The organism is Aureimonas mangrovi (assembly GCF_014058705.1).
Classification (GTDB): Bacteria; Pseudomonadota; Alphaproteobacteria; order Rhizobiales; family Rhizobiaceae; genus Aureimonas; species Aureimonas mangrovi.
In genome coordinates, this window is record NZ_CP059692.1 from 1,986,836 (window position 1) to 2,012,915 (window position 26,080).

Consider the following 26,080-nt stretch of genomic DNA (forward strand, 5'->3'; position numbering starts at 1 on the left):
GCGTTAGATCTTGGCTTTAAGAACATAAAGAGAACATCGAACGCTTTCGGTCAAGCGTCGTTTCGAACCGGTGCTGCATCGACGTCCGGTCGGTGCGGTTCGCGGGGATATCACCAGCTGAGCGGCAGGCTCCATGAAGAACATCATCTCGGTGCGCGGTGCGCGCGAGCACAATTTGAAGAACGTTGACCTCGACCTGCCGAGGGACAGCCTGATCGTGATGACGGGCCTGTCCGGCTCCGGCAAATCCTCGCTCGCCTTCGACACGATCTACGCCGAGGGCCAGCGGCGTTATGTCGAAAGCCTCTCGGCCTATGCGCGCCAGTTCCTGGAGATGACGCAGAAGCCGGATGTCGATCAGATCGACGGCCTGTCGCCCGCCATTTCGATCGAGCAGAAGACCACGTCGAAGAACCCGCGCTCGACGGTCGGCACAGTCACCGAGATCTACGACTATCTGCGCCTTCTCTTCGCGCGCGTCGGCGTTCCCTATTCGCCCGCCACCGGCCTTCCGATCGAAAGCCAGACCGTCAGCCAGATGGTCGATCGCGTGCTGGCGCTTGAGGAAGGCACGCGGCTGATGATCCTCGCGCCAGTCGTGCGCGGCCGCAAGGGCGAGTATCGCAAGGAGCTTGCCGAGTTCCAGAAGAAGGGCTTCCAGCGCGTCAAGATCGACGGGCAGCTCTACGAGATCGCGGACGCGCCGACGCTCGACAAGAAATACAAGCACGACATCGACGTGGTTGTCGATCGCGTGGTCGTTCGAGACGATCTCGGCACGCGCCTGGCCGATTCGATCGAGACCGCGCTCCGCCTGGCCGAAGGGCTGGCCGTGGCCGAGTTCGTCGACAAGCCGCTCGCGGCCTCGGCCGTTGCCGGCGGTGGCGGCGCCAACAAGTCTCTCAACGACACGCACGAGCGCCTGCTCTTCTCGGAGAAGTTCGCCTGTCCGGTCTCTGGCTTCACGATCCCCGAGATCGAGCCGCGGCTGTTCTCCTTCAACAATCCGTTCGGCGCATGTTCGACCTGCGACGGGCTCGGCGCGCAGCAGTCGGTCGACCCGAAGCTCATCGTGCCGGACGAGAACCGCACGTTGAAGGGTGGCGCGATCGCGCCCTGGGCGAAGTCCACCTCGCCCTATTACGCGCAGACGCTCGAGGCGCTCGGGCGCGAATACGGTTTCAAGCAGACCGACAAGTGGTCGGAACTGCCTGCCGCCGCTCAGGACGCCATCCTGAACGGCACCGGCCGCACCAAGATCGAATTCCGCTACAATGACGGGCTTCGCTCCTACAAGACGACCAAGAACTTCGAGGGCATCGTTCCCAACCTTGCCCGGCGATACCGCGAGACCGATTCGGCGTGGTCGCGCGAGGAGATCGAGCGCTACATGTCGGCGACGCCCTGCCCGGCCTGCAAAGGATACCGCTTGAAACCAGAGGCGCTGGCGGTGAAGATCGACGGCCGGCATGTCGGCGAGGTAACCGAACTGTCGATCCGCAAGGCCGTCGCCTGGGCCGAGACGCTGCCCGAGCACTTGACGGCCAAGCAGAACGAGATCGCCGCGCGCATCCTCAAGGAAATCCGCGAGCGCCTGCGCTTCCTGAACGATGTCGGGCTCGATTATCTGACGCTTTCGCGCTCGTCCGGCACGTTGTCGGGCGGTGAATCGCAGCGCATCCGTCTCGCCTCGCAGATCGGCTCCGGGCTGACAGGCGTCCTCTACGTCCTCGACGAGCCCTCCATCGGCCTTCACCAGCGCGACAATGAGAGGCTGCTCGTCACGCTCAAGCACCTGCGCGACATCGGCAACACGGTGATCGTCGTCGAGCACGACGAGGACGCGATCCTCTCGGCCGACCACGTCGTCGATATCGGCCCCGCCGCGGGTGTCCACGGCGGGCAGGTCATCGCGGCGGGCACGCCGGCAGAGATCATGGCGAACCCGGCCTCGCTGACGGGGCGCTATCTCTCGGGCGATCTCGGCGTGCCGGTGCCGACCAAGCGGCGCAAGGCCACCAAGGGAAAAGCGATCAAGGTCGTTGGCGCGCGCGGCAACAATCTCAAGAACGCCTCGGCCGAAATTCCGATGGGGCTGATGACCTGCGTGACGGGCGTGTCCGGCGGCGGAAAGTCGACCTTCCTTATCGAGACGCTGTTCAAGGCAGCTGCCCGGCGCATCTCCGGTGCGCGGGACGTGCCGGCGGATCACGACCGGATCGAGGGGCTGGAACTCCTCGACAAGGTGATCGACATCGACCAGTCGCCTATCGGGCGCACGCCGCGTTCCAATCCGGCCACCTACACCGGCGCCTTCACGCCGATCCGCGACTGGTTCGCCGGGCTGCCGGAGGCGAAGGCGCGCGGCTATCAGCCCGGGCGCTTCTCCTTCAACGTGAAAGGCGGGCGCTGCGAGGCCTGCCAGGGCGACGGCGTCATCAAGATCGAGATGCACTTCCTGCCGGACGTCTACGTGACGTGTGACGTGTGCCACGGCAAACGCTACAATCGCGAGACGCTGGAGGTGACGTTCAAGGAGAAGTCGATCGCCGATGTCCTCGACATGACGGTCGAGGAAGGCGTCGAGTTCTTCGCTGCTGTGCCTTCGATCCGGGACAAGCTGGCGACGCTGAAGGAGGTCGGCCTCGGCTACATCAAGGTCGGCCAGCAGGCGACGACGTTGTCGGGCGGCGAGGCGCAGCGCGTCAAGCTTGCCAAGGAGCTGTCACGCCGCGCGACGGGGCGCACGCTCTATATCCTCGACGAACCGACGACGGGCCTGCATTTCCACGACGTGGCCAAGCTCCTCGAGGTGCTGCATTCGCTCGTCGATCAGGGCAACACGGTCGTTATCATCGAGCACAATCTCGAGGTTATCAAGACGGCCGACCATGTGATCGACATCGGTCCGGAGGGCGGCGACGGCGGCGGCGAAATCGTCGCGACAGGTACGCCGGAGGCCATTGCGAAGGTGGAGCGTTCGCACACGGGACGCTTCCTTGCAGAACTCCTGCAACGACGCCCGGGCCGTCACGCGGAGGCCGCGGAATGAGCGGTGACATCCGAACCGGGATCGGCGGCTGGACGTTCGAGCCATGGGACAAGAGCTTCTACCCGAAGGGATTGGCCAAGAAGCGCCAGCTCGAATATGCCTCGCGCCAGCTTTCGACCATCGAGGTGAACGGCACCTACTATCGCACGCAAACGCCGGAAACCTTCGCCAAGTGGGCGGCGGAAGTGCCGGACGGGTTCGTCTTCGCGCTCAAAGCCTCGCGCTTCTCGACCAACCGCAAAGTGCTGGCGGAAGCCGGCGAATCGGTCGAGCGCTTCATCGGCTCGGGCCTCGCCGAACTCGGCGACCGGCTCGGGCCGATCGTGTGGCAGTTCGCGCCGACCAAGCAGTTCGATCCGGACGATTTCGGCGCTTTCCTCGCGCTCCTGCCGGCGAAGACCGACGGTCTCGCCCTTCACCATGCCGTCGAGGTGCGCAATCCCTCCTTCGTGTCGCAGGATTTCGTCTCGCTGGCGCGCCGGCACGGCGTCGCGATCGTCTACGCCGAACACGAGACCTACCCGGAGATTGCCGATGTCACGGCCGACTTCGTCTATCTGCGTTTGCAGAAGGGACGGGACGAGATCGAGACCGCCTACCCTTCCGACGAACTGGATCAATGGGCCGGACGGCTGAAGACGCTCGCCGCCGGTGAGACGCCTGGCGATCTGCCGCTGGCGGCGCCGGACGCGCCCGCAGAGAAGCGATCGCGGGACGTCTTCGCCTATTTCATTCACGAAGGAAAAGTGCGCGCGCCGCACGCGGCGATGGCGCTGGCACAGCGCCTGACCTGACGGTCCAAGTTGTCGCCTACCCGGCGTGCAGCCTGGCGAGGGCTTGCGGCACGAGGTCGGGCAGATCCTCGGCGATCAGCCCGATGCCGAAGGCCTTCGCCGCTTCCCCGTGGACCCAGACTCCGGCGCAGGCCGCCTCGAATGGGGGCACGCCGTTGGCGAGCTGCGCCGCGACGAGCCCGGCCAGAACGTCGCCCGAACCCGCTGTCGCCAAGGCCGGCGTGCCGTTCGCGTCGATCGACGCCCGGCCGTCAGGGCTGGCGATGACGGTATCGGAGCCCTTCAGGATGATGGTTGCATCGGCGCGCCGCGCCGCCGCCCGCGCCTTCTCGATCTTGGATGGCTCATCGGCAAGGTCCGGGAACAGGCGCTTGAACTCGCCCGCATGAGGCGTCAGCACCAATTCCGGCCCCTCGCTGCGCGCTGCCGCGAAAAGCGCGTCGGGCTCCTCGGCGAAGGCCGTGATTCCGTCGGCGTCGAGTACCAACCGGCGTTTCCGGCCCAGGATTGCCAGCGCGAAAGCGGAGGCACGAGCGAGATCGCCGAAGCCGGGCCCGAGCACGAAGGTCCCCAGCCTCTCGTCCTTCAAGAGCGTTGCGAGTTCACCGGTGTCGGCACAGCGCTTTAGCATCACGGCCGTCAGATGCGACGCATTGACGAGGGTTGCGGAAGGGGGCGAAAGCACCGTGACGAGCCCGGCCCCACCGCGCAGGGCCGCCATCCCCGCCATACGTGCAGCACCGGTCTGCGTGGGGCCGCCGCTAAAGACGCCGACGTGGCCACGATCATACTTGTGCTGCGCCGCCTGCGGCCTCAGGAGATGGGCTGCGAACAGCGCGGGCTCGTTTGCGAACGCCTCAGGCGGCGTGGCGCCGAGCGCTTCGGTATCGATACCAATGTCGGCGACGGTCAGAACGCCGCACAGGTCTCTTCCGGGCAGGAGGAGGTGTCCCGGCTTGCGGGCGACGAAGGTCACCGTCGCGTCCGCCATCACCGCCTCGCCTTCCACGCGTCCGTCCGCCCCGCGTACGCCGCTCGGCACGTCGACCGCGAGGACGCGCGTGTCGGCGGCGTTGACGCGGCGGACGAGGTCGAGAAAGACGCCGTCGAGCGGTCGCGAGAGCCCGGCGCCGAAGAGCGCATCGATAACGAGCGCGAAGGCGCTCGGGTCGAAAGAATAGAAGGGCTCGGGCGGCGCGTTCCACTCCTCGGCGAAATGCCGCGCATCCGTCTCCGACGGGCCCTCAGGAAGAGCGAATAGCCGGACTTCTTCGCCGGCATCGCGCAGTTCGATGGCTGCGGCATACCCGTCACCGCCGTTCTTCCCCGGGCCGGCCAGAACCGCGACAGGACCTCCCGGTTTCAACGTGCGTGCGCAATCAGCGACCGCGCGTCCTGCACGGGCCATCAGAGCGGTGCCGCTTTGCCCCGCCTGGGCCGCGGCTGCATCAATGCTGCGCATCTCGTTCGGCGTGAAAAGGGCGACTGATGGCAGCGGAAAGCCCATGTTGCCTACTTTCAATTCACTTTGCCCAAAAGATTTGCGATCGTTTGACTGAAGGTCGATCAGTTCGACGTCAACGAGGTGTGGCGCGCTCCACGGCGAACCGATACACAACGGCCGATACGTCGCACGAGTCTCGCCCGGAGGCGAGCCCGCAGCGGCACCGGTGACAGGCTTCGATCGTGCCAGCACGCTCGTCGGTTGCCGCAGGGAGGCACGAGGAGAAGAGGTCCGATGAAAAAGGTCGAGGCGATCATCAAGCCGTTCAAGCTCGATGAAGTGAAGGAAGCCCTCCAGGACGTCGGCCTCCAGGGCATCACGGTCACCGAGGCCAAGGGCTTCGGGCGCCAGAAGGGCCACACGGAGCTCTACCGCGGCGCCGAGTATGTCGTCGATTTCCTGCCCAAGGTGAAGATCGAGATCGTGCTGGCCGACGAGGCCGTCTCTGGCGCGGTCGAGGCCATCCGCAAGGCCGCCCAGACAGGCCGGATCGGCGACGGCAAGATCTTCGTCTCCAACATCGAGGAAGCGATCCGCATCCGCACCGGCGAAGCCGGTGTCGACGCGATCTGACACTTCATTCCATCCGCCACGTTCCCAGACATTCCAGGAAGGACGTCATGACCTCAGCGAACGACATTCTGAAGCAGATCAAGGATAACGACGTCAAATTCGTCGACCTGCGCTTCACCGACCCCAAGGGCAAGCTGCAGCACGTCACGATGGACGTTGCGATCGTCGACGAGGACATGTTCTCCGAAGGCTCGATGTTCGACGGCTCGTCGATCGGCGGCTGGAAGGCCATAAACGAGTCCGACATGGTGCTGATGCCGGATCCCGAGACGGCGCACATGGACCCGTTCTTCGCTCAGTCGACCATGGCGGTCTACTGCGATATCCTCGACCCGATCTCGGGCGAGAGCTACAATCGCGACCCGCGCTCGACGGCCAAGAAGGCCGAGGCCTACCTGCAGCAGTCGGGCGTCGGTGACACCGCCTTCTTCGGCCCGGAAGCCGAGTTCTTCATCTTCGACGACGTGAAGTACAAGGCCGACCCGTACAACACGGGCTTCAAGCTCGACTCCACCGAGCTGCCGTCGAACGACGACGCCGACTACGAGACGGGCAATCTGGGCCATCGTCCGCGCATCAAGGGCGGCTACTTCCCCGTCCCGCCGATCGATTCCTGCCAGGACATGCGCTCGGAGATGCTCACGGTCATGGCCGAGATGGGCGTCTCGGTCGAGAAGCACCACCACGAGGTGGCGGCTGCGCAGCATGAACTCGGCATCAAGTTCGACACGCTCGTGCGCAACGCCGACAAGATGCAGATCTACAAGTACGTGATCCATCAGGTCGCGAACGCCTACGGCAAGACCGCCACCTTCATGCCCAAGCCCGTCTTCGGCGACAACGGCTCGGGCATGCACGTCCACCAGTCGATCTGGAAGGGCGGCAAGCCGGCCTTCGCCGGCAACGAGTATGCGGGCCTCTCCGAGACGGCGCTGTTCTACATCGGCGGCATCATCAAGCATGCGAAGGCGCTCAACGCCTTCACCAACCCGTCGACCAACTCGTTCAAGCGTCTGGTGCCGGGCTACGAGGCTCCGGTGCTGCTCGCCTACTCGGCGCGCAACCGCTCGGCCTCCTGCCGCATCCCCTTCGGCCAGTCGCCGAAGGCCAAGCGCGTCGAGGTCCGCTTCCCGGATCCGACGGCGAACCCGTACCTCGCCTTCTCCGCCATGCTGATGGCCGGCCTCGACGGCATCAAGAACAAGATCCATCCGGGCGCTGCCATGGACAAGGATCTGTACGACCTGCCGCCCGAAGAGCTGAAGGAGATCCCGACGGTCTGCCGTTCGCTCCGCGAAGCGATGGAGAGCCTCGACGCCGACCGCGACTTCCTGAAGGCCGGCGGCGTGTTCGACGACGATCAGATCGACGCCTTCATCGACCTGAAGATGGCCGAAGTGCTGCGTTACGAGATGACGCCGCACCCGATCGAGTTCGACATGTACTACTCGGTCTGAGCTTCGCGCTCGAACGACGAACAGGGAGGCCCCCGCTTGCGGGGGCCTTTTCGCGTGGGGATATCGCATCGCCGAACGCCACCGCACCTTGAAGAACATTTCGTGAAAGTATAGGCCTTGGACGTGGCAGAACCCCGCAGATCCGGGAGTTGAGGCGAATCACCCGACGGACCCTCCGATGAGCGACGATCTCTTTTCCGGCGGTGCAGCGCGCACGCGAGGCGGCACCAGAGCGGCGGCGCTGCGCGCCGAACGCCCGGTCGTGACTGCTCCGGAGACCGCCTTCGTCCCCAACGCCGACTACACGGCTGCCGACATCGAGGTTCTGGAAGGGCTGGAGCCGGTGCGCCGCCGCCCCGGGATGTATGTCGGCGGGACGGACGAGAAGGCGCTGCACCATCTCTTCGCCGAGGTCATCGACAACTCGATGGACGAGGCCGTCGCCGGCCACGCGACCGTCATCGAGGTTTTTCTGGATGCGGACGGCTTCCTGACCGTTTCGGACAACGGGCGCGGCATCCCCGTCGATCCGCATCCGAAGTATCGCGACAAGTCGGCGCTCGAAGTCATCATGACGACGCTGCACGCAGGCGGAAAGTTCGATTCGAAGGTCTACGAGACCTCCGGCGGCCTGCACGGCGTCGGCGTTTCGGTCGTCAACGCACTGTCGGAACGGCTCGAGGTCGAGATCGCGCGCTCGCGCAAGCTCTATCGGCAGGTCTACGAGCGCGGGAAGGCGGTGACCGCGCTAGAGGAAGTGGGTGAAACGCAGAACCGGCGTGGCACACGCGTGCGCTTCAAGCCAGACGAGACGATCTTCGGCAACGGCGCGACCTTCGATCCCGCACGCGTCCACGCGATGGCGCGATCGAAAGCCTATCTCTTCGGTGGAGTCGAAATCCGCTGGAGCTGCGATCCGCGCCTCCTGCCCGCCGACTCCACGCTGCCGGCGCGCCAGAGCTTCCACTTCCCGGGCGGCCTGAAGGACTATCTGGCCGCCGCTATCGGTCAGGAGCATCGCGTCGCGGCACAGATCTTCGCCGGACGCACCGAGAAGGTCTCGGGCCACGGATCCGTCGAATGGGCGGTCTCCTGGACGACGGGCGACGGCTTCGTACGCTCTTACTGCAACACGATCCCGACGCCAGAGGGCGGCACGCACGAGGCGGGCCTTCGCGCCGTTCTCCTGCGCGGTTTGAAGGCGTTCGCGGAAATCTCGGGCAACCGCAAGGCCGCCTCGATCACCGCCGACGATGTGATGGTTTCGGCCTCGGCCATGCTTTCGGTGTTCATTCGGGAGCCGGAGTTCGTCGGGCAGACGAAGGATCGACTGGCCACGACCGAGGCGCAGCGCATCGTCGAGAACTCGATCCGCGACAGCTTCGACATCTGGCTGGCCTCCTCGCCGCAGGATGCCGCGCGGCTGATCGAATGGGTAGTCGAACGCGCCGACGAGCGCCTGCGCCGACGCGCGGAAAAGGAGGTCAGCCGCAAGTCGGCGACGCGCAAGCTCCGCCTCCCCGGCAAGCTGGCGGATTGTTCGCAGACGGGCGCTGCGGGCGCCGAACTCTTCATCGTCGAGGGTGACTCGGCCGGTGGCTCGGCCAAGCAGGCGCGCGACCGCGCTCGGCAGGCGATCCTCCCCTTGCGCGGGAAGATTCTCAACGTCGCCTCGGCGGGGCGCGAGAAGCTCGGCGCGAACCAGCAGCTCGCCGACCTGATCCAGGCGCTCGGCTGCGGCACGCGCTCGAAATACCGCGAGGAAGACCTTCGCTACGAGCGCGTCGTCATCATGACCGACGCGGACGTCGACGGCGCGCACATCGCCTCGCTCCTCATCACCTTCTTCTACCAGGAAATGCCGGAACTGATCCGCCAGGGGCATCTCTTCCTCGCCGTGCCCCCGCTCTACAAGCTCAGCCAGGGCGGCAAGACGATCTATGCGCGCGACGACGCGGATCGCGAGCGCATCATCGCGCGCGAATTCAAGGGTAAGGGCAAGATCGAGGTGTCGCGCTTCAAGGGCCTCGGCGAAATGCTGCCGAGCCAGCTTAAGGAGACGACGATGGACGTGCGCAAGCGCACGCTCCTGAAGATCGCGATCGATGATGGGCCAGGAGCGGGAACCTCCGGTGCGGTCGACGCGCTGATGGGAAACAAGCCAGAGGCGCGTTTTCGCTTCATCCAGGAGCGGGCCGCCTTCGTCGAGGATCTCGACGTCTGATGATGTTTTTCCGGCAAAGGAGCCATCGACCCATGCCGAACCTCGTTTCGTCCTCGCTCGCGCTCGTCCTTCTCCTTGCGGCTGCCCCCGGCGCTTTCGCACAGGAGGCGGCGCCGCCTGCGGACGCGGCCGCACAGCCGGCAGCCGAGACACCGGTGAACGACGCGCCGCAGGCTGATGCAGATGATGGTGTGGCCGAAACCGATGCGGCAGCCGATGTCGAGGCGCTGTCGCCTTTGGTCGCCGACGTTCAGGTGCTCGGTCCGTGGACGGACGGGGATCGGCGCGGCATCTGGCGCACCGTCATGCTCCAGCCGCAGGGCGAAGGGAGCGGCAACCGCTTCTTCGTACAGCAGATCGAGGAAGTGGACGGCGCGCCCGCCGTCTCGTCGAGCGTCGAGATCACAGAGATCGGCGAGATGAACGGCGCGGTCGTCAGTTATCGGCCGGATGAGCCGTCAGAAGCCCAGCCCGAACTCCTGACCCTGTTCATGGACATCGTGCCGCTCGACGGCGAGATCGCCGAGACCTACGAACTCTTCTACACCGCAGGCGAGCCCTACACGTTCGGCCCCGCCTCGAACTGAGCGGTCAGCCCCCCCGCGAAGAACGCGCGCAGCAGACCGTCTACGATCTCGGGCTTCTCCAGCGTCGACAGGTGCCCGCAATCCTTGACAATTTCGAGTTGCGCGTCGGGGATGCCGTCCGCCATCTCCCTCGCGACCTTCGGGGGCGTCAGCGCGTCGGCCTTGCCGACGACGATCAGGGTCGGGACGCGGATGGACGAAAGACGCGGGCGCATGTCCGCGCGGCCGATGATCGCCTCCTGCTGCGCGGCGAAGGCGTCCACGCCGACATCCTCCGCCATCGCCTCGACGCGCCGGACGAGATCGGCGTCATCGAGCGCGCTCTCTGCGACAAGGTTCGGCAGGAGACTGCGGATCACCGGCAGGATGCCCTCCGCCCTGCCCTTCGCAACGAGGTCGCGCCGTGCGAACTTCTGCTCCTCCCGATCCGAGCGTGCGGAAGTGTCGAGGAGCGCCAGTCTCTCGACGCGTTCGGGCGCGCGGGACAGCACCTCGAAGGCGACGTAGCCGCCCATCGACAAACCGACGAGAGAGAAGCGTTCGGGTGCGTTCGCAAGCAGCCGATCGGCCATCGCGCCGATGCTCGCATCCGACAGAGTGTTGGCGATCGAGAAGTCGTCCAACCCCTTCGTCTGGTCCCGGAAGAGATCGCCCGTGCAGAGAAGGCCCGGAATGAACACGATATGCTGGGCCAACGTTGTTTCTCCCTCGACGTTGAGCTTCTGTGGGTCCATATAGGCGGCAAGAGCTGCCAGATGAGCCCCGCATGGCCGCCAAGCTTGACTTGGCAAGTGCCTGTGCGTATCGCCACGGCGGACGGACGACTGGCATCGCCCCCTTTTCCGCACAGAAGAGAACCGCCACCTCAATGCCCTTTTCCGAACTCGGCCTCAGCGCCAAGGTTCTGTCTGCCGTAGAAGACGCAGGTTACACGGAACCCACCCCGATCCAGGCTCAGGCGATCCCGCACGCGCTGGAGCGACGGGACGTTCTGGGCATTGCGCAGACGGGCACGGGTAAGACGGCCTCCTTCGTGCTGCCGATGCTGACGCTACTGGAGAAGGGTCGCGCAAGGGCGCGCATGCCGCGCACGCTGATCCTCGAGCCGACGCGCGAACTCGCGGCGCAGGTGGAAGAGAACTTCGTCAAGTACGGCAAGAACTCCAAGGTCGATGTCGCGCTCCTCATCGGCGGCGTCTCCTTCGACGAGCAGATCAAGAAACTCGACCGCGGCGTCGACGTCCTGATCGCAACGCCGGGCCGCCTGCTCGATCATTTCGAGCGCGGCCGCCTTCTGATGACAGGCGTCGAGATTCTCGTCATCGACGAGGCCGACCGGATGCTCGACATGGGCTTCATCCCGGACATCGAACGCATCTGCAAGATGATCCCCTTCACGCGACAGACGCTGTTCTTCTCGGCCACCATGCCGCCGGAGATCACGCGCCTTACCGAACAGTTCCTGCAGAACCCGGTCCGCGTCGAGGTGGCGAAGGCCTCGTCGACGGCCCAGACGGTCGAGCAGCGCATCGTCGCCTCCCGCAAGGAGGACTACGAGAAGCGCGCAACGCTCCGGAAGGTGATCGACGAGCAGGGCGATGACCTGACGAATGCGATCATCTTCTGCAACCGCAAGCGCGATGTCTCGCTGCTTTTCCGGTCGCTTGAGAAGCACGGCTATTCCGTCGGCGCCCTGCACGGCGACATGGACCAGCGTTCGCGAACCGCGACTTTGCAGGGCTTCCGTGACAACAAGATCAGGCTTCTTGTGGCCTCTGACGTCGCGGCGCGCGGCCTCGACATTCCCATGGTGAGCCACGTCTTCAATTTCGACGTTCCGATCCATGCCGAGGACTATGTCCACCGCATCGGCCGCACCGGCCGGGCCGGTCGCTCGGGTAAGGCCTACACGCTCGTCACGAAGGCCGATGGCAAATATCTCGACGCGATCCAGAGCCTGATTGCGCGCGAGATCGAGTGGAAGGACGGCGACCTTTCCTCCGTTCCCGCGTCGGAGGACGTAGAGGACCGCGAGGGCGGACGCGGCCGGGCCCGCCGTTCTGCTTCCAGCGCCACGGGAGAGCGCACGCGTTCGCGCAGCGCCTCGCGTTCACGCAAGCGGGCCGAGCCCGACGCTGAGCCCGAGGTGAACGATGTCGAGGCAGGTGACGTCGAGATGGACGCTCACGAGGCCGCGATCGACGTCATGGTGGAGCCCAAGCCGCGCCGTGCGCGCGGCGGGCGTCGCGCGGCGGCCGAAGCATCACCAGTCGTCGTGGCCGACGAGGCGCCCACGGCTCAGCCTCCCGGCCGCCCCGAATCCGGCAACCGTCGCGGCGGTTCGCGAGACGATGATAAGGCGCCTGTCGGCTTCGGCGATGACGTGCCGGCTTTCATGCTGATCCAGACCGGCGCCTGAGCGGCGCTGTCCTTTAGCTACTTTCGCGAACGCCGCGCGCTTGAACGCCGCGGCGTTTTTCGTGCGGCAAGCCCGGCTTGAAGGGCGCGCTCGGCCCAGAGCGCCATGTCGTCCGGGTCGTCAAAGACGCTTTCAGGCGCTGCGTGATAGGGCATCGCGACGGCGCCCTTTCCCTCGCGGGCATAGGTCCACCGCTCGCAGCCCTCATTTTCGAAGAAGGGCTGCGTCGCCTCGTCGGTCTTCAGATAAAGGCGGTCGCGGATGACGAGCGCAACGATGGTTTCGCCGCTGTAGATGCCCTGCCCGCCGAACATTCGGCGGATACGGACATCGGAAAGTGAAGCGAAGAGATCGCGAAGATGCTCTTCGTCCATCATGGACGGATCAGGCCTGAGCGGCCGCCAGCGCGTCGAGGTCGGCTTTCTGCAGTTCCACCGATTCGCCACAGCCGCAGGCCGACGTCTGGTTCGGATTGCGGAAGGTGAACCCGGAGCGCAGCACCGTCTCTTCGTAGTCCATTTCGGTGCCGAGCAGGAAAAGAACTGCCTCGGGCGCGACGAAGACGCGCGCGCCGTCGCGTTCCACCTGATCCTCGCCCGGCTTGGAATTGGTCGCGAGGTCGATCGTGTATTCCATCCCCGCGCAGCCACCCTTCTTGACGCCGACACGGATGCCGAGCGCATCGCCGCCTTTGCCGGCCACGATCGCGTTGACGCGGCTGGCCGCGGCGTCGGTCATTGTCAGAACGGAGAAACGGCCCATCGTCGGCCCCTTTCAATGCAATTTGGCGGCTGGCCCGAAAATGGCCCCGGCCGCCAGTCTTGGCAAGAAGCGATCAGAACCAGCCGACCGCCACCTGCGCTTCCTCGCTCATACGCTCGGGCGTCCAAGGAGGATCGAATACGAGTTCCACACGAGCCGCCTGAATACCCTCGACCGACGACACCGCGTTCTCGACCCAGATCGGCATCTCGCCGGCCACCGGGCAACCGGGCGCGGTGAGCGTCATCTGCACGTCGACGTTTCGGTCGTCGTCGATGTCGATCTTGTAGATCAGGCCGAGCTCGTAGATGTCGGCCGGGATCTCGGGGTCGTAGACGGTCTTCAGCGCGGCGACGATATCGTCGGTCAGGCGCGCCAGTTCTTCGGCCGGGATCGCAGAGTCGGTAGCGCCGCCCTGCGCCATCGCCACGTTCGCCGTCGCAATATCGTCGCTCATCTCGTCATCCTCAGGCGAAGAACCGCCGCGCCTTCTCAAGCGCTTCCGCCAGGCGGTCGACCTCCGCTTTCGTGTTGTACATGCCGAAGGACGCTCGGCATGTAGAGGTTGCGCCGAAGCGCTTCAACAGCGGCTGCGCGCAATGGGTGCCGGCACGCACCGCGACGCCCTCGCGGTCGATCACCATCGACACGTCGTGTGCATGGATGCCTTCGAGGTCGAAGGAGACGATGGCCCCCTTGCCGGGCGCATCCCCGTAGATGCGCAGCGCGTTGATGGCGCGCAACCGTTCGTGCGCATAGTCCCGAAGGGACTCTTCATGCGCACGGATCGCATCCCGGCCGACCTCCCGCATGTAATCGAGAGCGGCGCCCAGCCCGATCGCCTGGACGATCGGCGGCGTGCCGGCCTCGAAACGGTGCGGCGGATCGGCATAGGTGATCGCATCCTCGCTGACGTCGACGATCATCTCGCCGCCGCCGTTGAAGGGGCGCATGCGCCGCAGCATCTCCGCCTTGCCGTAGAGGACGCCGATCCCCGTCGGGCCGTACACCTTGTGGCCGGTGAAGACGTAGAAGTCGCAGTCGAGATCCTGGACGTCGACCGTAAGGTGCACGGCCCCCTGGCTGCCGTCGACGAGAACGGGAATGCCGCGCGAATGCGCCAGCGCCGTCACCTCCTTGACCGGCGTCACCGTGCCGAGAACGTTCGACATGTGCGTCATGGCGACGAGCTTCGTGCGAGGCGTGATCGCCCGTTCGAAAGCCTCGACCGAAATCGAACCGTCGTCCTCGACCGGCACAAAGATGAGCTTCGCACCCTGCCGCTCCCGGATGAAGTGCCAGGGCACGATGTTGGAGTGGTGCTCCATGATCGTGAGGACGATCTCATCGCCCTCGCCGATCTCCGGCATGCCGTAGCCGTATGCGACGAGGTTGATCGCCTCGGTCGCCGATCGCGTGAAGACGATCTCCTCGGCGCCACCCGCATTCAGGAACGCGCGCACCGTCTCGCGCGCGGCTTCGAACGCATCCGTCGCGCGGTTCGAGAGATAGTGTAGCCCGCGATGGACGTTCGAATAGTCGTTCGCGTAGGCGCTCTGGATCGCATCCAGAACCGCCTTCGGCTTTTGCGCCGAGGCGCCGCTGTCGAGATAGACGAGCGGCTTGCCGTAGACCTGCGTCGACAAAATCGGGAAGTCGCGGCGGATCGCCTCGACATCGTATGGTCTCGTCTGATCGTCCATCGTGCGGACCTCCGCCTGCGGCCGCTTCAGGCCGCCGTCTGCTGCTGCGCCGGGCGCTCCACCGCGAGCCACGCGTCGATGCGCGCTTCCAGCGCTTCGACCGCCGCCTCGTGCTCGATCTCCTCGACCACCTCGTCGACGAAGGCCTTCACCAGCAGCGCGCGCGCCATGTGCTCGGGAATGCCCCGGCTCATCAGGTAGAAGAGGTGATCGGCGTTGATCTCGCCCGCCGTCGCGCCGTGACCACACACCACGTCGTCGGCGAAGATCTCGAGTTCTGGTTTAGCCGAGAAATCGCCCTCGTCCGACAGAAGCAGCGAGTTGCAGGCGAGCTTCGCGTCAGTCTTCTGCGCGCCCTTCGCCACCCGGATCATGCCTTGGAACACGCTATGCCCGCCGGTGACGACGTTGCGGAAGACCTCGGTCGAGGTGGTGTGCGCGACGTTGTGGTACAGCGTCGAGGTCACGTCCACATGCTGGCCGGACTGGAGGAGGTTCACGCCGCGGATCTGGATGTCGGCACCCTCGCCGACCGTCTCGGCGTGGATCTCCTGTCGCACGACCGCACCGCCAGCATTGAGCACGAAGAGCCGCAGCTTCGAATCAGCGCCGAGACGAACGTTCAGCTGACCGAGATGCGTCTCGTCCGTGCCCTTCTCCTGAACGACGATCCAGAGGATCTCCGCACCCTCTTCGAGTTCGACGGAGCTGACGGTCGAGGAGACGGCGCCGGCAGCGCCAGGCGCCGCGCGCTCGACGACGACGGCCTTGGCCCTGGTGCCAATGTTCAACGTCGCGTAGCCGTGCGCGCCTTCGGCACGCGGCTCCGGGCGCAGTTCGATCGGCGTGTCGACATCGGCTCCGGCCGCAACCTTGATCGCCGTGCCGGTGGCGCCCAGCGCCGCGTTGACGACGCGGATCGTGTCGACCTCGCGGTCGAGGTGATTGGCCGTCTCGCGCCAGTCGGCCGCGCCGTCACCGCGCGCGATGGCCAGGCCCGGATGAGCGTCGTTGCCCGCAGGCTCGGCGCCCAGTTCGACGACGAGGCTGTGCGGCAGGAACGGCGTCAGGAAACTCGTGGCAGGCGCCTCGGCGCCGGCGGCCGCCGGCACGCGGCCCATCAGCGCGCGCAGATCCGTGTAGTGCCACGCCTCGACCCGGCGGTTCGGCAGACCATAGGCGCGCAGCGCCTCGATCGCGTCCTTGCGGCCCGCATCGGCCACCGCACCGCTCGCCTCCGCGCGCTCGACGAGTGCCGTCTCAACCGGCGTCGTCACGGTCTTGTTCGTCAGGGACATCGTATCAGGCCGCCTCGCCGATGATCTGCGCGTAGCCTTCGTTTTCGAGCTGCAGCGCGAGATTCTTGTCGCCCGACTTGATGATCCGCCCCTTGTAGAGGACGTGGACCTTGTCCGGCACGATGTAGTCCAGCAGGCGCTGATAGTGCGTGATGACGAGGAAGGAGCGCTCGGGCGAGCGCAGCGCATTCACGCCGTCCGCCACGATCTTCAGCGCGTCGATGTCGAGGCCGGAATCGGTCTCGTCCATGACGCAGAGCTTTGGCTCCAGAAGCGCCATCTGCAGAATCTCGGCGCGCTTCTTCTCGCCACCGGAGAAGCCGACATTGAGCGGACGCTTGAGCATATCGGCGTCGATCTTGAGATCGGCCGCCGAAGCCTTCACGCGGCGCATGAAGTCCGGCGTCGTCAGTTCGGCTTCGCCGCGCGCCTTGCGCTGCGAGTTCAGCGCCGTCTTCAGGAACGTCATCGTGGCGACGCCCGGAATCTCCAGCGGATACTGGAAGGCGAGGAAGACGCCCGAGGCAGCGCGTTCGGCGGCGTCCATCTCGAGGATCGAATCGCCGTTGTAGAGGATGTCGCCACCGGTGACCTCGTAGTCCTCGCGGCCTGCGATGATGTAGGACAGCGTGGACTTGCCGGAGCCGTTCGGCCCCATGATCGCGGCAACCTCGCCATCTTCGACCGTCAGGTCGAGGCCACGCAGGATCTCGGTTTCAGTGTCCGCGACGCGCGCGTGGAGGTTACGGATTTCCAGCATCGAATGTCTCTCGTCGTGCGAATGTTAGTCGGCAGCGGCGGGCTGCGTTTCAAAGAGTTGTGCGCCCTCGGGGAACGGTGCCCAGGCCGGCGCGGATTTCGTGAAGAGCACCATTTGCGGCCGGAAGAAGGAACGATTGTCTGGCGCGCCAAGGCGCACGGCGCTGAAGGGCATATCCTCGACATCGGCCATCATCACGTCACCGCAGGAGCGGCAGAAGCGGCGTACCACCTGCGAGCCGCGATCAGAGGCACGTCGATGCTCGCCTATGTCCCGGCCGGACATCTCGACATGCTCGGATGCCACGATAACGCTGCGCGTTGAACCGCCTCCGGTCTCCTTCTGGCAATCGTCGCACCAGCATTCGGCCATTGCGACGAGATGCCCGCGCACCGTCATGTGAACGGCGCCGCAGGAGCAGCGCCCTTCGACGTCGATCCCCTCGATCATCCCACGCTCCCCTCGAGCGAGATGCCGATGAGCTTCTGGGCCTCGACGGCGAATTCCATCGGAAGCTGCTGGATGACGTCCTTGACGAAGCCGTTGACGATCAGCGCCACGGCCTCCTCTTCGGGGATGCCGCGCTGCATGCAGTAGAACAGCTGGTCCTCGGAAATCTTCGAGGTCGTCGCCTCATGCTCGAACTGCGCGGTCGAGTTCTTGGACTCGATGTAGGGCACGGTGTGCGCGCCGCACTCTTCGCCAATCAGGAGCGAGTCGCACTGGGTGAAGTTGCGTGCGTTCGCCGCGCGGCGCTGCGCCGTCACCTGCCCGCGATAGGTGTTGTTGGACTGCCCGGCCGAGATGCCCTTGGAGATAATGCGGCTCGACGTGTTCTTGCCGAGATGGATCATCTTCGTGCCCGAGTCGATCTGCTGGCGCCCGTTGGACACCGCGATCGAGTAGAACTCTCCGCGCGAATTGTCGCCGCGCAGGATGCAGGACGGGTACTTCCAGGTGATCGCCGAGCCCGTCTCGACCTGAGTCCACGAGATGCGCGAGTTCGCGCCCCGGCAGTCGCCGCGCTTGGTGACGAAGTTGTAGATGCCGCCCTTGCCTTCCTTGTCGCCCGGATACCAGTTCTGGACGGTGGAGTATTTGATCTCGGCATCGTCGAGCGCGACGAGCTCGACGACGGCGGCGTGAAGCTGGTTCTCGTCGCGCTGGGGCGCCGTGCAGCCCTCCAGATACGAAACGTAAGAACCCTTGTCAGCGATGATCAGCGTGCGCTCGAACTGGCCGGTGTTGCGCTCGTTGATGCGGAAATAGGTCGACAGCTCCATCGGGCAGCGGACGCCCGGCGGCACGTAGACGAAGGAGCCGTCCGTGAAGACGGCGGAATTCAGCGTGGCGAAGAAGTTGTCGGACACGGGCACGACCGAGCCGAGATACTTCTTCACGAGTTCGGGGTGCTCGCGCAACGCCTCGGAGATCGGCATGAAGATCACGCCGGCTTTCTCGAGCTCCTTCTTGAAGGTCGTGGCAACCGAGACGGAATCGAACACCGCATCGACCGCGACCTTTCGGCCGTATCCGTTCTCGGTCGGCTCGCCGTCCTCGTCGAGCGTCGACGGCTCGTCCGCCCGGCGCACGCCTGCCAGGATTTCCTGCTCCTTCAGCGGGATCCCGAGCTTCTCGTAGGTGCGCAGGATTTCCGGATCCACCTCGTCGAGCGAGGCGGGACCGCTCATCGACTTCGGCGCGGCGTAATAATGGATGTCCTGGAAATCGATCTCGGGATAGTCGAGGCGCGCCCAGGACGGGCTCTCCATCGTCTTCCAGCGCTCGAAGGCGGCCAGGCGCCATTCGAGCATCCATTCCGGCTCGTTCTTCTTGGACGAGATCAGGCGGATGATGTCTTCGTTCAGGCCCTTCGGGGCCACGTCCATCTCGATCAGCGTCTCGAAGCCGTATTTATACTGATCGACATCGATGCGGCGGACCTGATCGATGGTTTCCTGGACTGCAGGCATTGGTCGTCTCCATACTCGCCGGGTTCAAAGCCCGGTGGACGGGGCAGGCGCGATTCACGCCTCTTTATAATCGTTCAAATGGGCACGCCAGCATCAAACTTGAAGTCAGAGCACAAGTTTAACGCCGACCGCTGCCGATCATGCGGCCTCTCTCGCACGCGCTCTGCCAAGCAGGCCCGCGATGGCGTCGGCCATAGCATCGATCTCGGCGTCTGTCGTCTCGAAGCCGAAACTGATGCGGACAGCGCCGAGCGCAGGCTCGATCGCGAGTCCGCCTCGGGCGTAGGCGGACAGGACGGGGCTGACGTCTACCTTGCCCGACGCGCAAGCCGAGCCGGACGAGACGGCGAAGCCCTGCAGGTCGAGCGCGATCTGCGCGGTTTCGCCGCGAAGGCCGGGCGCGGCGACGAGCAGGGTGTTCGGCAGGCGCACGGCGCCCTCGCCAACGAAGACCGCCTCAGGCGACGCGCCTCGCAGACGAGCCTCCAGCCGTTCGCGCATTGCGAGCATCGCCGCGCGCTCAGTATTTGTGCGCCGAAGGGCGATCCTGGCTGCCGCGCCGAAGGACGCGATCGCGGCGACGGCCTGCGTTCCGGCGCGCAGACGGCCTTCCTGCGCACCTCCGCGCAACAGCCGGGCCGGCGCGGTGTGTTCGTCCCGCAGGACGAGGGCGCCGACGCCCGTCGCCGCGCCGATCTTGTGACCGGAAAGGATCAGCGCATCCGCGCCGAGCGAGGCGATGTGGAGCGGCATGCGCCCTGCCGCCTGCACCGCATCGACGACGACCATCGTGTCCGAGCCGGCGAGGCCTTCTCGAACGGGATCGACCGGCTGGACGACGCCGCTTTCGTTGTTGGCGAGCGCGAAGGCCAGAAGTCCGGGGGCGCCCTGCCCGGCCCACGCGCGAAGCATCGAGCCATCGATCACGCCGCGCGCATCGACGTCCAGTTCCTCGACCGCCGCCGGATCGAAGCGCCCGCCCGCCGTCAGGCAGGGATGATCCCCCGCGCACACTGCGAGCCTTTCGCGGCGCAGAGCCTCGCCGCTGCGGGTCCAGTCCGGCGTCAGCGCGAGATTGGCCGCCTCGGTGGCGCCGCTGGTGAAGACGACACAAGCCGGCTCGGCGCCGACGAGCGCGGCCACGGCCTCACGTGCATGTTCCACGGTCGCATGCGCGCGCCGCCCCTCGGCGTGCACGGAAGACGGATTGCCGCCTGCGTCAAGCGCTTCGAGCAGCGCCTCGCGCGCCTCCGGCAGAAGCGGGGCGGAGGCGTTGTGATCGAAATACAAACGGGATGCGCCGTGCGTCATCGCGTTGGTCGGCTCCCCTTCGAAATCGGCGCCCATGCGCAAATTTCTTGAATTCGCGTCATGCCACGGACTACATAGCGCCGTCACGGACATCGCGTAGTTTTGAATTGTTCTAAACTGGAACGTACGAGGCTGCCTATCCTCCGTCAAGGCGGAGCCACCGACCGCCGGTCGATCCTATAGGACAAGAGAATGCCCGAAGTCATCTTCAACGGCCCGGCTGGGCGCATCGAGGGCCGCTATCAGGCGGCGAAGGAAAAGAACGCCCCGATCGCCATCGTCCTGCATCCGCATCCGCGCTTCGGCGGGACGATGAACAACCAGATCGTCTACCAGCTCTTTTACATGTTCCAGGAGCGAGGCTTCACCACGCTGCGCTTCAACTTCCGCGGCATCGGCCGCAGCCAGGGCGAGTTCGACCACGGGGCGGGCGAACTGTCGGACGCGGCCGCCGCGCTCGACTGGGTGCAGGCGCTCCACCCCGACTCCAAGAACTGCTGGGTGGCCGGATATTCCTTCGGCGCCTGGATCGGCATGCAACTCCTGATGCGCCGTCCGGAGATCGAGGGCTTCATGTCGATCTCGCCGCAGCCCAATTCCTACGACTTCTCCTTCCTCGCCCCCTGCCCGTCCTCGGGCCTCATCATCCACGGCGAGAAGGACCGGGTGGCGCCGCCGAAGGACGTCCAGACGCTGGTCGAGAAGCTGAAGACGCAGAAGGGCATCCTCATCACCCAGAAGACGATCGAGGGCGCGAACCACTTCTTTTCCGATCACATGCCCGAACTGATGGCGGAGTGCGCGGACTATCTCGACCGGCGCCTTGTCGGCGAGCTGACGCCCGGCGCTCAGCCCAAGCGCCTGAAATAGCCAGACGGGAGCGCGCTCCCCGCGTTCCCCAGCACACGCATGTTCCGGAAGACCACCCGATGAGCCAGTACAAGTCCGATTTCCTGCGCGTTCTCGACGAGCGGGGCTTCATCCATCAGATCTCGGACCCCGAGGGCCTCGACGCGCTTGCGATGAAGGGACCGATCACCGGCTATGTCGGCTACGACGCGACCGCGACGTCGATCCACATCGGCAATTTGATCACCGTCACCATGCTCTACTGGCTGCAGGAGACCGGCCACAAGGCGATCAGCCTCATGGGCGGGGGCACGTCGATGGTGGGCGATCCGTCGTTCCGCGACGACCAGCGCCAGCTCCTGACCCCTGAGCAGATCCAGACGAACATCGACGGCATCCAGCGGGTCTTCGGCAACATCCTGAACTACGGCGGCTCCAACCCCGCCATCATGGTCAACAATGCCGAATGGCTTTTGAAGCTCAACTACCTCGAATTCCTGCGGGACGTCGGCCGGCACTTCTCCGTCAACCGCATGCTGTCCTTCGATTCGGTGAAGCTCAGGCTCGACCGCGAGCAGTCGCTGAGCTTTCTCGAATTCAACTACATGATCATGCAGGGTTACGACTTCACCGAGCTTAACCGGCGCTACGGCACCGTGTTGCAGATGGGCGGCTCGGACCAATGGGGCAACATCATCAACGGCGTCGACCTGTCGCACCGTATGGGCGGCCCGCAGCTCTACGCGCTGACGACGCCGCTTCTGACGAAGTCCTCCGGCGAGAAGATGGGCAAGTCCGCCTCCGGAGCCGTGTGGCTGAACGGCGACCTCTTCAGCCCCTATGATTTCTGGCAGTACTGGCGCAACACCGAGGACGCCGATGTAGGCCGCTTCCTGAAGATATTCACGCGCCTGCCGCTGGACGAGATCGCCAAGCTCGCGAGCCTCGGCGGATCGGAGCTCAACGAGGCCAAGAAGATCCTCGCCACGGAAGCGACGGCCATCGTTCACGGACGCGAAGCTGCCGAAAAGTCCGCCGAAACCGCGCGGATCGCCTTCGAGGAAGGTTCGCTCGCAGTGGATCTGCCGACGATCGAGGTCGCACGCGGCGAACTCTCGGGCGGTCTTGGCGTCTTGACGCTACTGGTCCGAGCCGGCCTTGCCGGCTCCAACGGCGAGGCGCGCCGTCACATCCAGGGCGGCGCGGTGCGCGTCAACGACGCCTCCGTTTCGGATGAGCGCCAGACGGTCGACGACGCCGATCTTCGCGAAGGCGTCGTGAAGCTCTCGGTCGGGCGCAAGAAGCACGTTCTCGTGCGCCCGGCCTGACCGCAGGCCGGCCGCCGTCGAATCCGGGGCGCCCTCTGGGCGCCCTTTCTTTGTTTCAGTATTCGAAGATCTGCCGGAAGACGCCGGGGGCGACGAGCGAGATCGGGTTCACCGTCAGCGTCGGCGAGGCAAAATTGCCGGAGAGCTGGTAGGTGATCCCGAGGAGCCCGCCCTCGTTGCCGTTACCCAGGATCTGGCCCACCAGCGGCAGCGCGCCGAAGATGCGGTTCACCGTATAGGCGGGCATGAACGAGCCGGCGATGTCGATGCGGCTCTGGCTGTCGTAGAGTGTGCCCTCGAAGCTCGACCCGAAGATCGGCCCGCGGATGATGCCGTTGCGCGCCGCGAGCCTGCCGTCGGCATAAAGAAGCTCCGCCGAGGCCTGGTCGAAGAAGGCGCGGCTCGTGCGCAGATCCTTGCCGACCGCCTGGCTGAGGCTCTGCTGCCCGGGCGCGGGAGACGAGCCCACGAAACGCTCGAGGCGCGGCTCGTCCACGATGGTGAAGTTCGCGAGTTGGAGGCGGCCGACATAGCGCCCCTCGGCAGTGCCCGAGAGATCGAGGCTGCCGGCACCGCCGTCCATGTTTCCGTAGACGCCGGCAAAGCCAACGAAGGCACCCAGATCCTCGCTCGCGATGCGGATCGCCTGCCGTTCGCCGCGTGGCGAAAGGTCCGCACGCACCACGCCCGCCCCGATCCGGCCCGTGAGGGAGAGCGCCGCGACGCGCCCCTCGTAGCTCGCGTAGTTGACGGAGACGCCCTCCATCACCCGCTCGTCGAAGCCGCGCACGCGGTCGATCCGTGCCTCGATGTCGAAGGTCTGGCCGCTGCGGTTCGGCTCGCGCGAGCGGCCGGCATCGTTGCGCAATTGCTGGAGAAGCGGACGGGCGTCGAACTGCGTGCCCTCGACCGAGACCGAAAACCCGTTGGAGCTCCGCTGCATCGCCAGCGAAACCGCATCCCCCGGGTTCAGCGCGATGTCGCCCAACCGCGCAGACGAAAGGCCTCTTCCGTCGACCACGGCCGAGCCACTTGCGGAGAATCCGTCGCCCGTCAGACGCATGTCGCCGAGCCGCATCTCTTCGCCGTTCTGCTCGATCGAAAGGTCGAGCTTACCAGCGATGCCCGGCCCCTTGCGCCAGGCGATGGCCGGGATGGAGAGCCCGGTGCGCGTGAGGTCGAGCGTGGCGCGCAGGCCTGATGCGTCCTGGCGCAGCTCGCCTGCGATGGAGCCCTCCAGCGAGCCGGCGAGCGCCGGCACGATCTCGGTCGCCTTGCTTGCGGAGATATCGAGGTCGATGTCCACAGCCCGCTCCACAGTCGGGCTTTGGCCGACGGGGAAGCTCGCCGCAATCGTTGCGGGGATTGCATCCATCATGCCCGTAAGATTGGCACGCGCCGCGCCCGGGTCGACCGCAACCTCCCCCGACAGATGCTCGAAGCGCCGTCCTTCGATGGGCTTCGTGACAGAAGCGTCCATCAACTCGGCGATCACGCTCCAGTCCTGAAGCTGGTCAGCCGGTTCGAGATCCTGGCTGAGCCGCAGCGAGACATCGGCCTTGGCATGTCCGGTGCCCGTCGCATCCTGCGGCGTGAAGTCGAGGGCGCGAAGGGCGCGGATCGGGTGTGCGTCAGCGATGCGAAGGAGGTCGCCTGCCCCCCCGGAGACGTCGATCGCGATGTCCAGCAACGCGTCGCGCCGGTTGCCGTCGCGCGGCTTGGTGAAAGTCAGGGTCGAGGTGCCGAGCGCAGCCGCGTCATGGCCCTCTATCATCGCGTCCTGCGCGGTGATGACCGTGCGCGTGCCGCGCAGGCGTACATTGCCGTTGGTGTTGTAGAGGCGCGGAAGTTCGCCGAGGGTGGAGAGATCGGCCCCTTCGACCGCGACATCGACGGCGATCTCGCGCGGTCGGGCCTCGCCCCCGGGCCCGAACGCACGGCCGAAGCGCTCCCGCGCGACATCGAGGCGGATCGATGCCTGCGGCACCCGCCCCTCGTCGCCGAGATTGTCCACCACCCAGCCGCGCGCACGGCCCGCGATGTTGAAGGGCCAGAGCGCCTTGACGGTGGGGGCATCGAGGGTGGTGCCCTCGATCGTCAGGCTGCTGCGGGCCTGAGGCGCCGAAAGGTCGAGTACGCCCGTCCCGGCCAGCCGGTTTTCGCCGGACCGAAGGTCGAGGCTGGAAAGCTCGAAGCGCCCGGCCGAGAGGTTGACGACGCCCGCGACCGAGACGTCGGCCCGTATCGGCTCGTCCGCCTCCTCGGGCAAGCCGATGCGCGAGGCGAGATCGCGCGCCGCGGCCTCAAAGCGCAGTTCCTCGCCGTCTTCGCCCGCCACGGCCTCCACCTGGCCGGTGAGGCCGAAGGAGACGTCGGCAAAGCGCATGCGGCTCGGCGCGACCTCGATCCGGTCGGCGCCCTCCTCGTGTCGAAGGCGCAGGGCGATCTCCTCGACGCGGGTGTGGTTCCGGCCCGCCTGCACGGCGCCCGGCCCGACGGTCATCGTGAGCTCGGAGGAAAGCTTATCGGTCTCGCTCGAGCGCGAGACGCTCATCGTGAGGGCCAGATCTGCATCGGTCGCGAAGGGGCGGTCGTCGCGCGGATCGTCGGCCGGCCCAGGCGGCACGACGAGGCCGAGGTCGACCGGACCGGACCGCAGGCTGATAGCGTCCAGCCGGGCATCCTCGTCGAACTCGGCCCGCCCGTCCAAGGCCAGCGGAAGGCGGCCGAGCGTGACGGCCGCCGAAAGATCGAGCGTGCCACCGCCGTCGCGGCGCAGTTCGGCGAACTGCACATGGCCGGGCCGCCCCTCGCCGAGCGGGCCGGGAAGGCCCTCGATCGCGATGTCGCGGAACGCCAGCGCGTCGAAGCGCAGGGCATTCAGCGTCGAAAGCTGGCGCTCCAGCGCGACGACGGCGCCATCCGCCATCTGGGAGACCGAACGCCCTTCCTGCGGCGGCTCGGCCGACTGGCCGGAAAGGAATGCGCCAAGATCGATCTCCGCGCCCTCGATCTCCAGCCTGCCGAATTCGAGCCCCCCGCCCAGAAGCGGCATCAGCCGTACGGCGACGCCGATGCGGTCGATGCGCGTCGGCGGTTCGGTGCCGTCCGCGCGCGAAAGCGTCACGCCTTCCCAGCCGATGGCGAGCGTGCCGTCCCCGCGCATCTCGAAGCTCTGTTCGCCGAGATCGCCGACATAGGAGGGGCCGAGAAGGCGTGCGATCGTCGCCTGCGTCCGCTCGCGCGCGAAGCGATTGCCCGGTTCTGTGAAGACCACGAAGGCCACGGCACCGAGCGCCAGTATGACGAGAACGAGCGCGAGGCTCAGCGCCGCGACGAGAAGGCGACCCGCGAGCCTCATACCGTGCCGAGGACCCGCGGAAGGGTGGCAGCTGCACGATCGAAGAGGCGACGCAACGCGCGAGGACACCCGGATACGATCATGTGCAGGTTCATCGTCGGCTTCGCTCCGCTTTCGGTTTGTCG

The 26,080-nt window shown here is 65.9% G+C and carries 21 protein-coding genes; 9 read left to right on the top strand and 12 right to left on the bottom strand.

What is annotated here, in order from left to right; all coding sequences use genetic code 11:
• Positions 1-133: 133 nt before the first annotated feature.
• The gene (gene uvrA / locus H1343_RS09525; protein WP_185982693.1) at positions 134-3,052 is read left to right on the top strand and encodes an excinuclease ABC subunit UvrA; all 2,919 of its coding nucleotides are present in this window, start codon (positions 134-136) and stop codon (positions 3,050-3,052) included.
• Positions 3,049-3,846, top strand: a complete 798-nt coding sequence (locus H1343_RS09530; protein ID WP_185982694.1) for a DUF72 domain-containing protein — start codon at positions 3,049-3,051, stop codon at positions 3,844-3,846. Before uvrA ends, H1343_RS09530 begins: the two co-directional genes overlap by 4 nt.
• Positions 3,847-3,862: 16 nt before the next feature.
• Here H1343_RS09530 and H1343_RS09535 read toward each other — a convergent pair whose 3' ends face one another.
• The gene (locus H1343_RS09535; protein ID WP_246332900.1) at positions 3,863-5,353 is read right to left on the bottom strand and encodes an NAD(P)H-hydrate dehydratase; all 1,491 of its coding nucleotides are present in this window, start codon (positions 5,351-5,353) and stop codon (positions 3,863-3,865) included.
• 231 nt (positions 5,354-5,584) lie between these two features.
• Between H1343_RS09535 and H1343_RS09540 the strand changes: the two genes are divergently transcribed.
• From H1343_RS09540 to H1343_RS09555, 4 genes are all read left to right on the top strand, one after another.
• A complete protein-coding gene (locus tag H1343_RS09540) occupies positions 5,585-5,923 on the top strand; it encodes a P-II family nitrogen regulator (protein WP_185982696.1) in 339 nt (112 codons plus the stop codon).
• A 47-nt stretch (positions 5,924-5,970) separates the two neighbouring features.
• The gene (gene glnA, locus H1343_RS09545; protein ID WP_185982697.1) at positions 5,971-7,380 is read left to right on the top strand and encodes a type I glutamate--ammonia ligase; all 1,410 of its coding nucleotides are present in this window, start codon (positions 5,971-5,973) and stop codon (positions 7,378-7,380) included.
• 178 nt (positions 7,381-7,558) lie between these two features.
• Complete coding sequence (parE, locus tag H1343_RS09550; RefSeq protein ID WP_185982698.1) at positions 7,559-9,604, top strand: DNA topoisomerase IV subunit B; 2,046 nt, start codon at positions 7,559-7,561, stop codon at positions 9,602-9,604.
• 32 nt (positions 9,605-9,636) lie between these two features.
• Positions 9,637-10,191 (top strand): hypothetical protein, encoded by a 555-nt coding sequence (locus H1343_RS09555; protein WP_185982699.1) that lies wholly within the window; start codon positions 9,637-9,639, stop codon positions 10,189-10,191.
• Here H1343_RS09555 and H1343_RS09560 read toward each other — a convergent pair.
• Positions 10,164-10,886 carry an alpha/beta fold hydrolase gene (locus tag H1343_RS09560; protein WP_210270020.1) on the bottom strand — a complete coding sequence of 241 codons (723 nt, stop codon included), beginning with the start codon at positions 10,884-10,886 and terminating at the stop codon, positions 10,164-10,166. The genes H1343_RS09555 and H1343_RS09560 overlap by 28 nt on opposite strands.
• Positions 10,887-11,059: 173 nt before the next feature.
• Here H1343_RS09560 and H1343_RS09565 point away from each other — a divergent pair, with 173 nt between their 5' ends.
• A complete protein-coding gene (locus tag H1343_RS09565) occupies positions 11,060-12,610 on the top strand; it encodes a DEAD/DEAH box helicase (RefSeq protein ID WP_185982701.1) in 1,551 nt (516 codons plus the stop codon).
• Positions 12,611-12,627: 17 nt separating this feature from the next.
• On the opposite strand, the gene H1343_RS09570 is transcribed toward H1343_RS09565, so the two are convergent.
• The 9 genes from H1343_RS09570 to H1343_RS09610 form a co-directional block, all read right to left on the bottom strand.
• Positions 12,628-12,987, bottom strand: coding sequence for a TfoX/Sxy family protein (locus H1343_RS09570; protein ID WP_246332902.1), 360 nt, complete (start codon positions 12,985-12,987; stop codon positions 12,628-12,630).
• A 7-nt stretch (positions 12,988-12,994) separates the two neighbouring features.
• Positions 12,995-13,372: a Fe-S cluster assembly scaffold SufA gene (sufA, locus tag H1343_RS09575; RefSeq protein WP_185982702.1), complete on the bottom strand. Its 378-nt coding sequence runs from the start codon at positions 13,370-13,372 to the stop codon at positions 12,995-12,997.
• Between the two features lie 73 nt (positions 13,373-13,445).
• Positions 13,446-13,829 carry an SUF system Fe-S cluster assembly protein gene (locus H1343_RS09580; protein WP_185982703.1) on the bottom strand — a complete coding sequence of 128 codons (384 nt, stop codon included), beginning with the start codon at positions 13,827-13,829 and terminating at the stop codon, positions 13,446-13,448.
• 10 nt (positions 13,830-13,839) lie between these two features.
• Positions 13,840-15,075 carry a cysteine desulfurase gene (locus H1343_RS09585; protein WP_185982704.1) on the bottom strand — a complete coding sequence of 412 codons (1,236 nt, stop codon included), beginning with the start codon at positions 15,073-15,075 and terminating at the stop codon, positions 13,840-13,842.
• A 26-nt stretch (positions 15,076-15,101) separates the two neighbouring features.
• Entirely contained in the window at positions 15,102-16,373 is a 1,272-nt protein-coding gene (sufD, locus tag H1343_RS09590) for a Fe-S cluster assembly protein SufD (RefSeq protein WP_185982705.1), read from the bottom strand.
• Between the two features lie 4 nt (positions 16,374-16,377).
• On the bottom strand, positions 16,378-17,133 hold the full coding sequence (gene sufC / locus H1343_RS09595; RefSeq protein ID WP_185982706.1) for a Fe-S cluster assembly ATPase SufC: 756 nt from the start codon (positions 17,131-17,133) through the stop codon (positions 16,378-16,380).
• 24 nt (positions 17,134-17,157) lie between these two features.
• Complete coding sequence (locus tag H1343_RS09600) at positions 17,158-17,583, bottom strand: GFA family protein (RefSeq protein ID WP_185982707.1); 426 nt, start codon at positions 17,581-17,583, stop codon at positions 17,158-17,160.
• Positions 17,580-19,106 (bottom strand): Fe-S cluster assembly protein SufB, encoded by a 1,527-nt coding sequence (gene sufB, locus H1343_RS09605; RefSeq protein WP_185982708.1) that lies wholly within the window; start codon positions 19,104-19,106, stop codon positions 17,580-17,582. Before sufB ends, H1343_RS09600 begins: the two co-directional genes overlap by 4 nt.
• A 138-nt stretch (positions 19,107-19,244) precedes the next feature.
• Positions 19,245-20,510, bottom strand: a complete 1,266-nt coding sequence (locus H1343_RS09610; protein WP_246332911.1) for a cysteine desulfurase family protein — start codon at positions 20,508-20,510, stop codon at positions 19,245-19,247.
• A 99-nt stretch (positions 20,511-20,609) separates the two neighbouring features.
• Between H1343_RS09610 and H1343_RS09615 the strand changes: the two genes are divergently transcribed.
• Together H1343_RS09615 and tyrS are read left to right on the top strand one after the other, a co-directional pair.
• On the top strand, positions 20,610-21,287 hold the full coding sequence (locus H1343_RS09615; RefSeq protein ID WP_185982709.1) for an alpha/beta hydrolase: 678 nt from the start codon (positions 20,610-20,612) through the stop codon (positions 21,285-21,287).
• A 59-nt stretch (positions 21,288-21,346) separates the two neighbouring features.
• The gene (gene tyrS / locus H1343_RS09620; protein ID WP_185982710.1) at positions 21,347-22,594 is read left to right on the top strand and encodes a tyrosine--tRNA ligase; all 1,248 of its coding nucleotides are present in this window, start codon (positions 21,347-21,349) and stop codon (positions 22,592-22,594) included.
• A gap of 55 nt (positions 22,595-22,649) precedes the next feature.
• Here the strand turns inward: tyrS and H1343_RS09625 are convergent, their stop codons facing one another.
• The gene (locus tag H1343_RS09625) at positions 22,650-25,955 is read right to left on the bottom strand and encodes an AsmA-like C-terminal region-containing protein (protein ID WP_185982711.1); all 3,306 of its coding nucleotides are present in this window, start codon (positions 25,953-25,955) and stop codon (positions 22,650-22,652) included.
• Positions 25,956-26,080: the final 125 nt, after the last annotated feature.

What these genes read in the sequence shown, in the direction of transcription:
- uvrA (WP_185982693.1), top strand. Translation starts at nt 134, where the DNA reads ATGAAGAACATCATCTCGGTGCGCGGTGCGCGCGAGCACAATTTGAAG.
- H1343_RS09530 (WP_185982694.1), top strand. Translation starts at nt 3,049, where the DNA reads ATGAGCGGTGACATCCGAACCGGGATCGGCGGCTGGACGTTCGAGCCA.
- H1343_RS09535 (WP_246332900.1), bottom strand. Translation starts at nt 5,353, where the DNA reads ATGGGCTTTCCGCTGCCATCAGTCGCCCTTTTCACGCCGAACGAGATG.
- H1343_RS09540 (WP_185982696.1), top strand. Translation starts at nt 5,585, where the DNA reads ATGAAAAAGGTCGAGGCGATCATCAAGCCGTTCAAGCTCGATGAAGTG.
- glnA (WP_185982697.1), top strand. Translation starts at nt 5,971, where the DNA reads ATGACCTCAGCGAACGACATTCTGAAGCAGATCAAGGATAACGACGTC.
- parE (WP_185982698.1), top strand. Translation starts at nt 7,559, where the DNA reads ATGAGCGACGATCTCTTTTCCGGCGGTGCAGCGCGCACGCGAGGCGGC.
- H1343_RS09555 (WP_185982699.1), top strand. Translation starts at nt 9,637, where the DNA reads ATGCCGAACCTCGTTTCGTCCTCGCTCGCGCTCGTCCTTCTCCTTGCG.
- H1343_RS09565 (WP_185982701.1), top strand. Translation starts at nt 11,060, where the DNA reads ATGCCCTTTTCCGAACTCGGCCTCAGCGCCAAGGTTCTGTCTGCCGTA.
- H1343_RS09570 (WP_246332902.1), bottom strand. Translation starts at nt 12,987, where the DNA reads ATGATGGACGAAGAGCATCTTCGCGATCTCTTCGCTTCACTTTCCGAT.
- sufA (WP_185982702.1), bottom strand. Translation starts at nt 13,372, where the DNA reads ATGGGCCGTTTCTCCGTTCTGACAATGACCGACGCCGCGGCCAGCCGC.
- H1343_RS09580 (WP_185982703.1), bottom strand. Translation starts at nt 13,829, where the DNA reads ATGAGCGACGATATTGCGACGGCGAACGTGGCGATGGCGCAGGGCGGC.
- H1343_RS09585 (WP_185982704.1), bottom strand. Translation starts at nt 15,075, where the DNA reads ATGGACGATCAGACGAGACCATACGATGTCGAGGCGATCCGCCGCGAC.
- sufD (WP_185982705.1), bottom strand. Translation starts at nt 16,373, where the DNA reads ATGTCCCTGACGAACAAGACCGTGACGACGCCGGTTGAGACGGCACTC.
- sufC (WP_185982706.1), bottom strand. Translation starts at nt 17,133, where the DNA reads ATGCTGGAAATCCGTAACCTCCACGCGCGCGTCGCGGACACTGAAACC.
- H1343_RS09600 (WP_185982707.1), bottom strand. Translation starts at nt 17,583, where the DNA reads ATGATCGAGGGGATCGACGTCGAAGGGCGCTGCTCCTGCGGCGCCGTT.
- sufB (WP_185982708.1), bottom strand. Translation starts at nt 19,106, where the DNA reads ATGCCTGCAGTCCAGGAAACCATCGATCAGGTCCGCCGCATCGATGTC.
- H1343_RS09610 (WP_246332911.1), bottom strand. Translation starts at nt 20,510, where the DNA reads ATGTCCGTGACGGCGCTATGTAGTCCGTGGCATGACGCGAATTCAAGA.
- H1343_RS09615 (WP_185982709.1), top strand. Translation starts at nt 20,610, where the DNA reads ATGCCCGAAGTCATCTTCAACGGCCCGGCTGGGCGCATCGAGGGCCGC.
- tyrS (WP_185982710.1), top strand. Translation starts at nt 21,347, where the DNA reads ATGAGCCAGTACAAGTCCGATTTCCTGCGCGTTCTCGACGAGCGGGGC.
- H1343_RS09625 (WP_185982711.1), bottom strand. Translation starts at nt 25,955, where the DNA reads ATGAGGCTCGCGGGTCGCCTTCTCGTCGCGGCGCTGAGCCTCGCGCTC.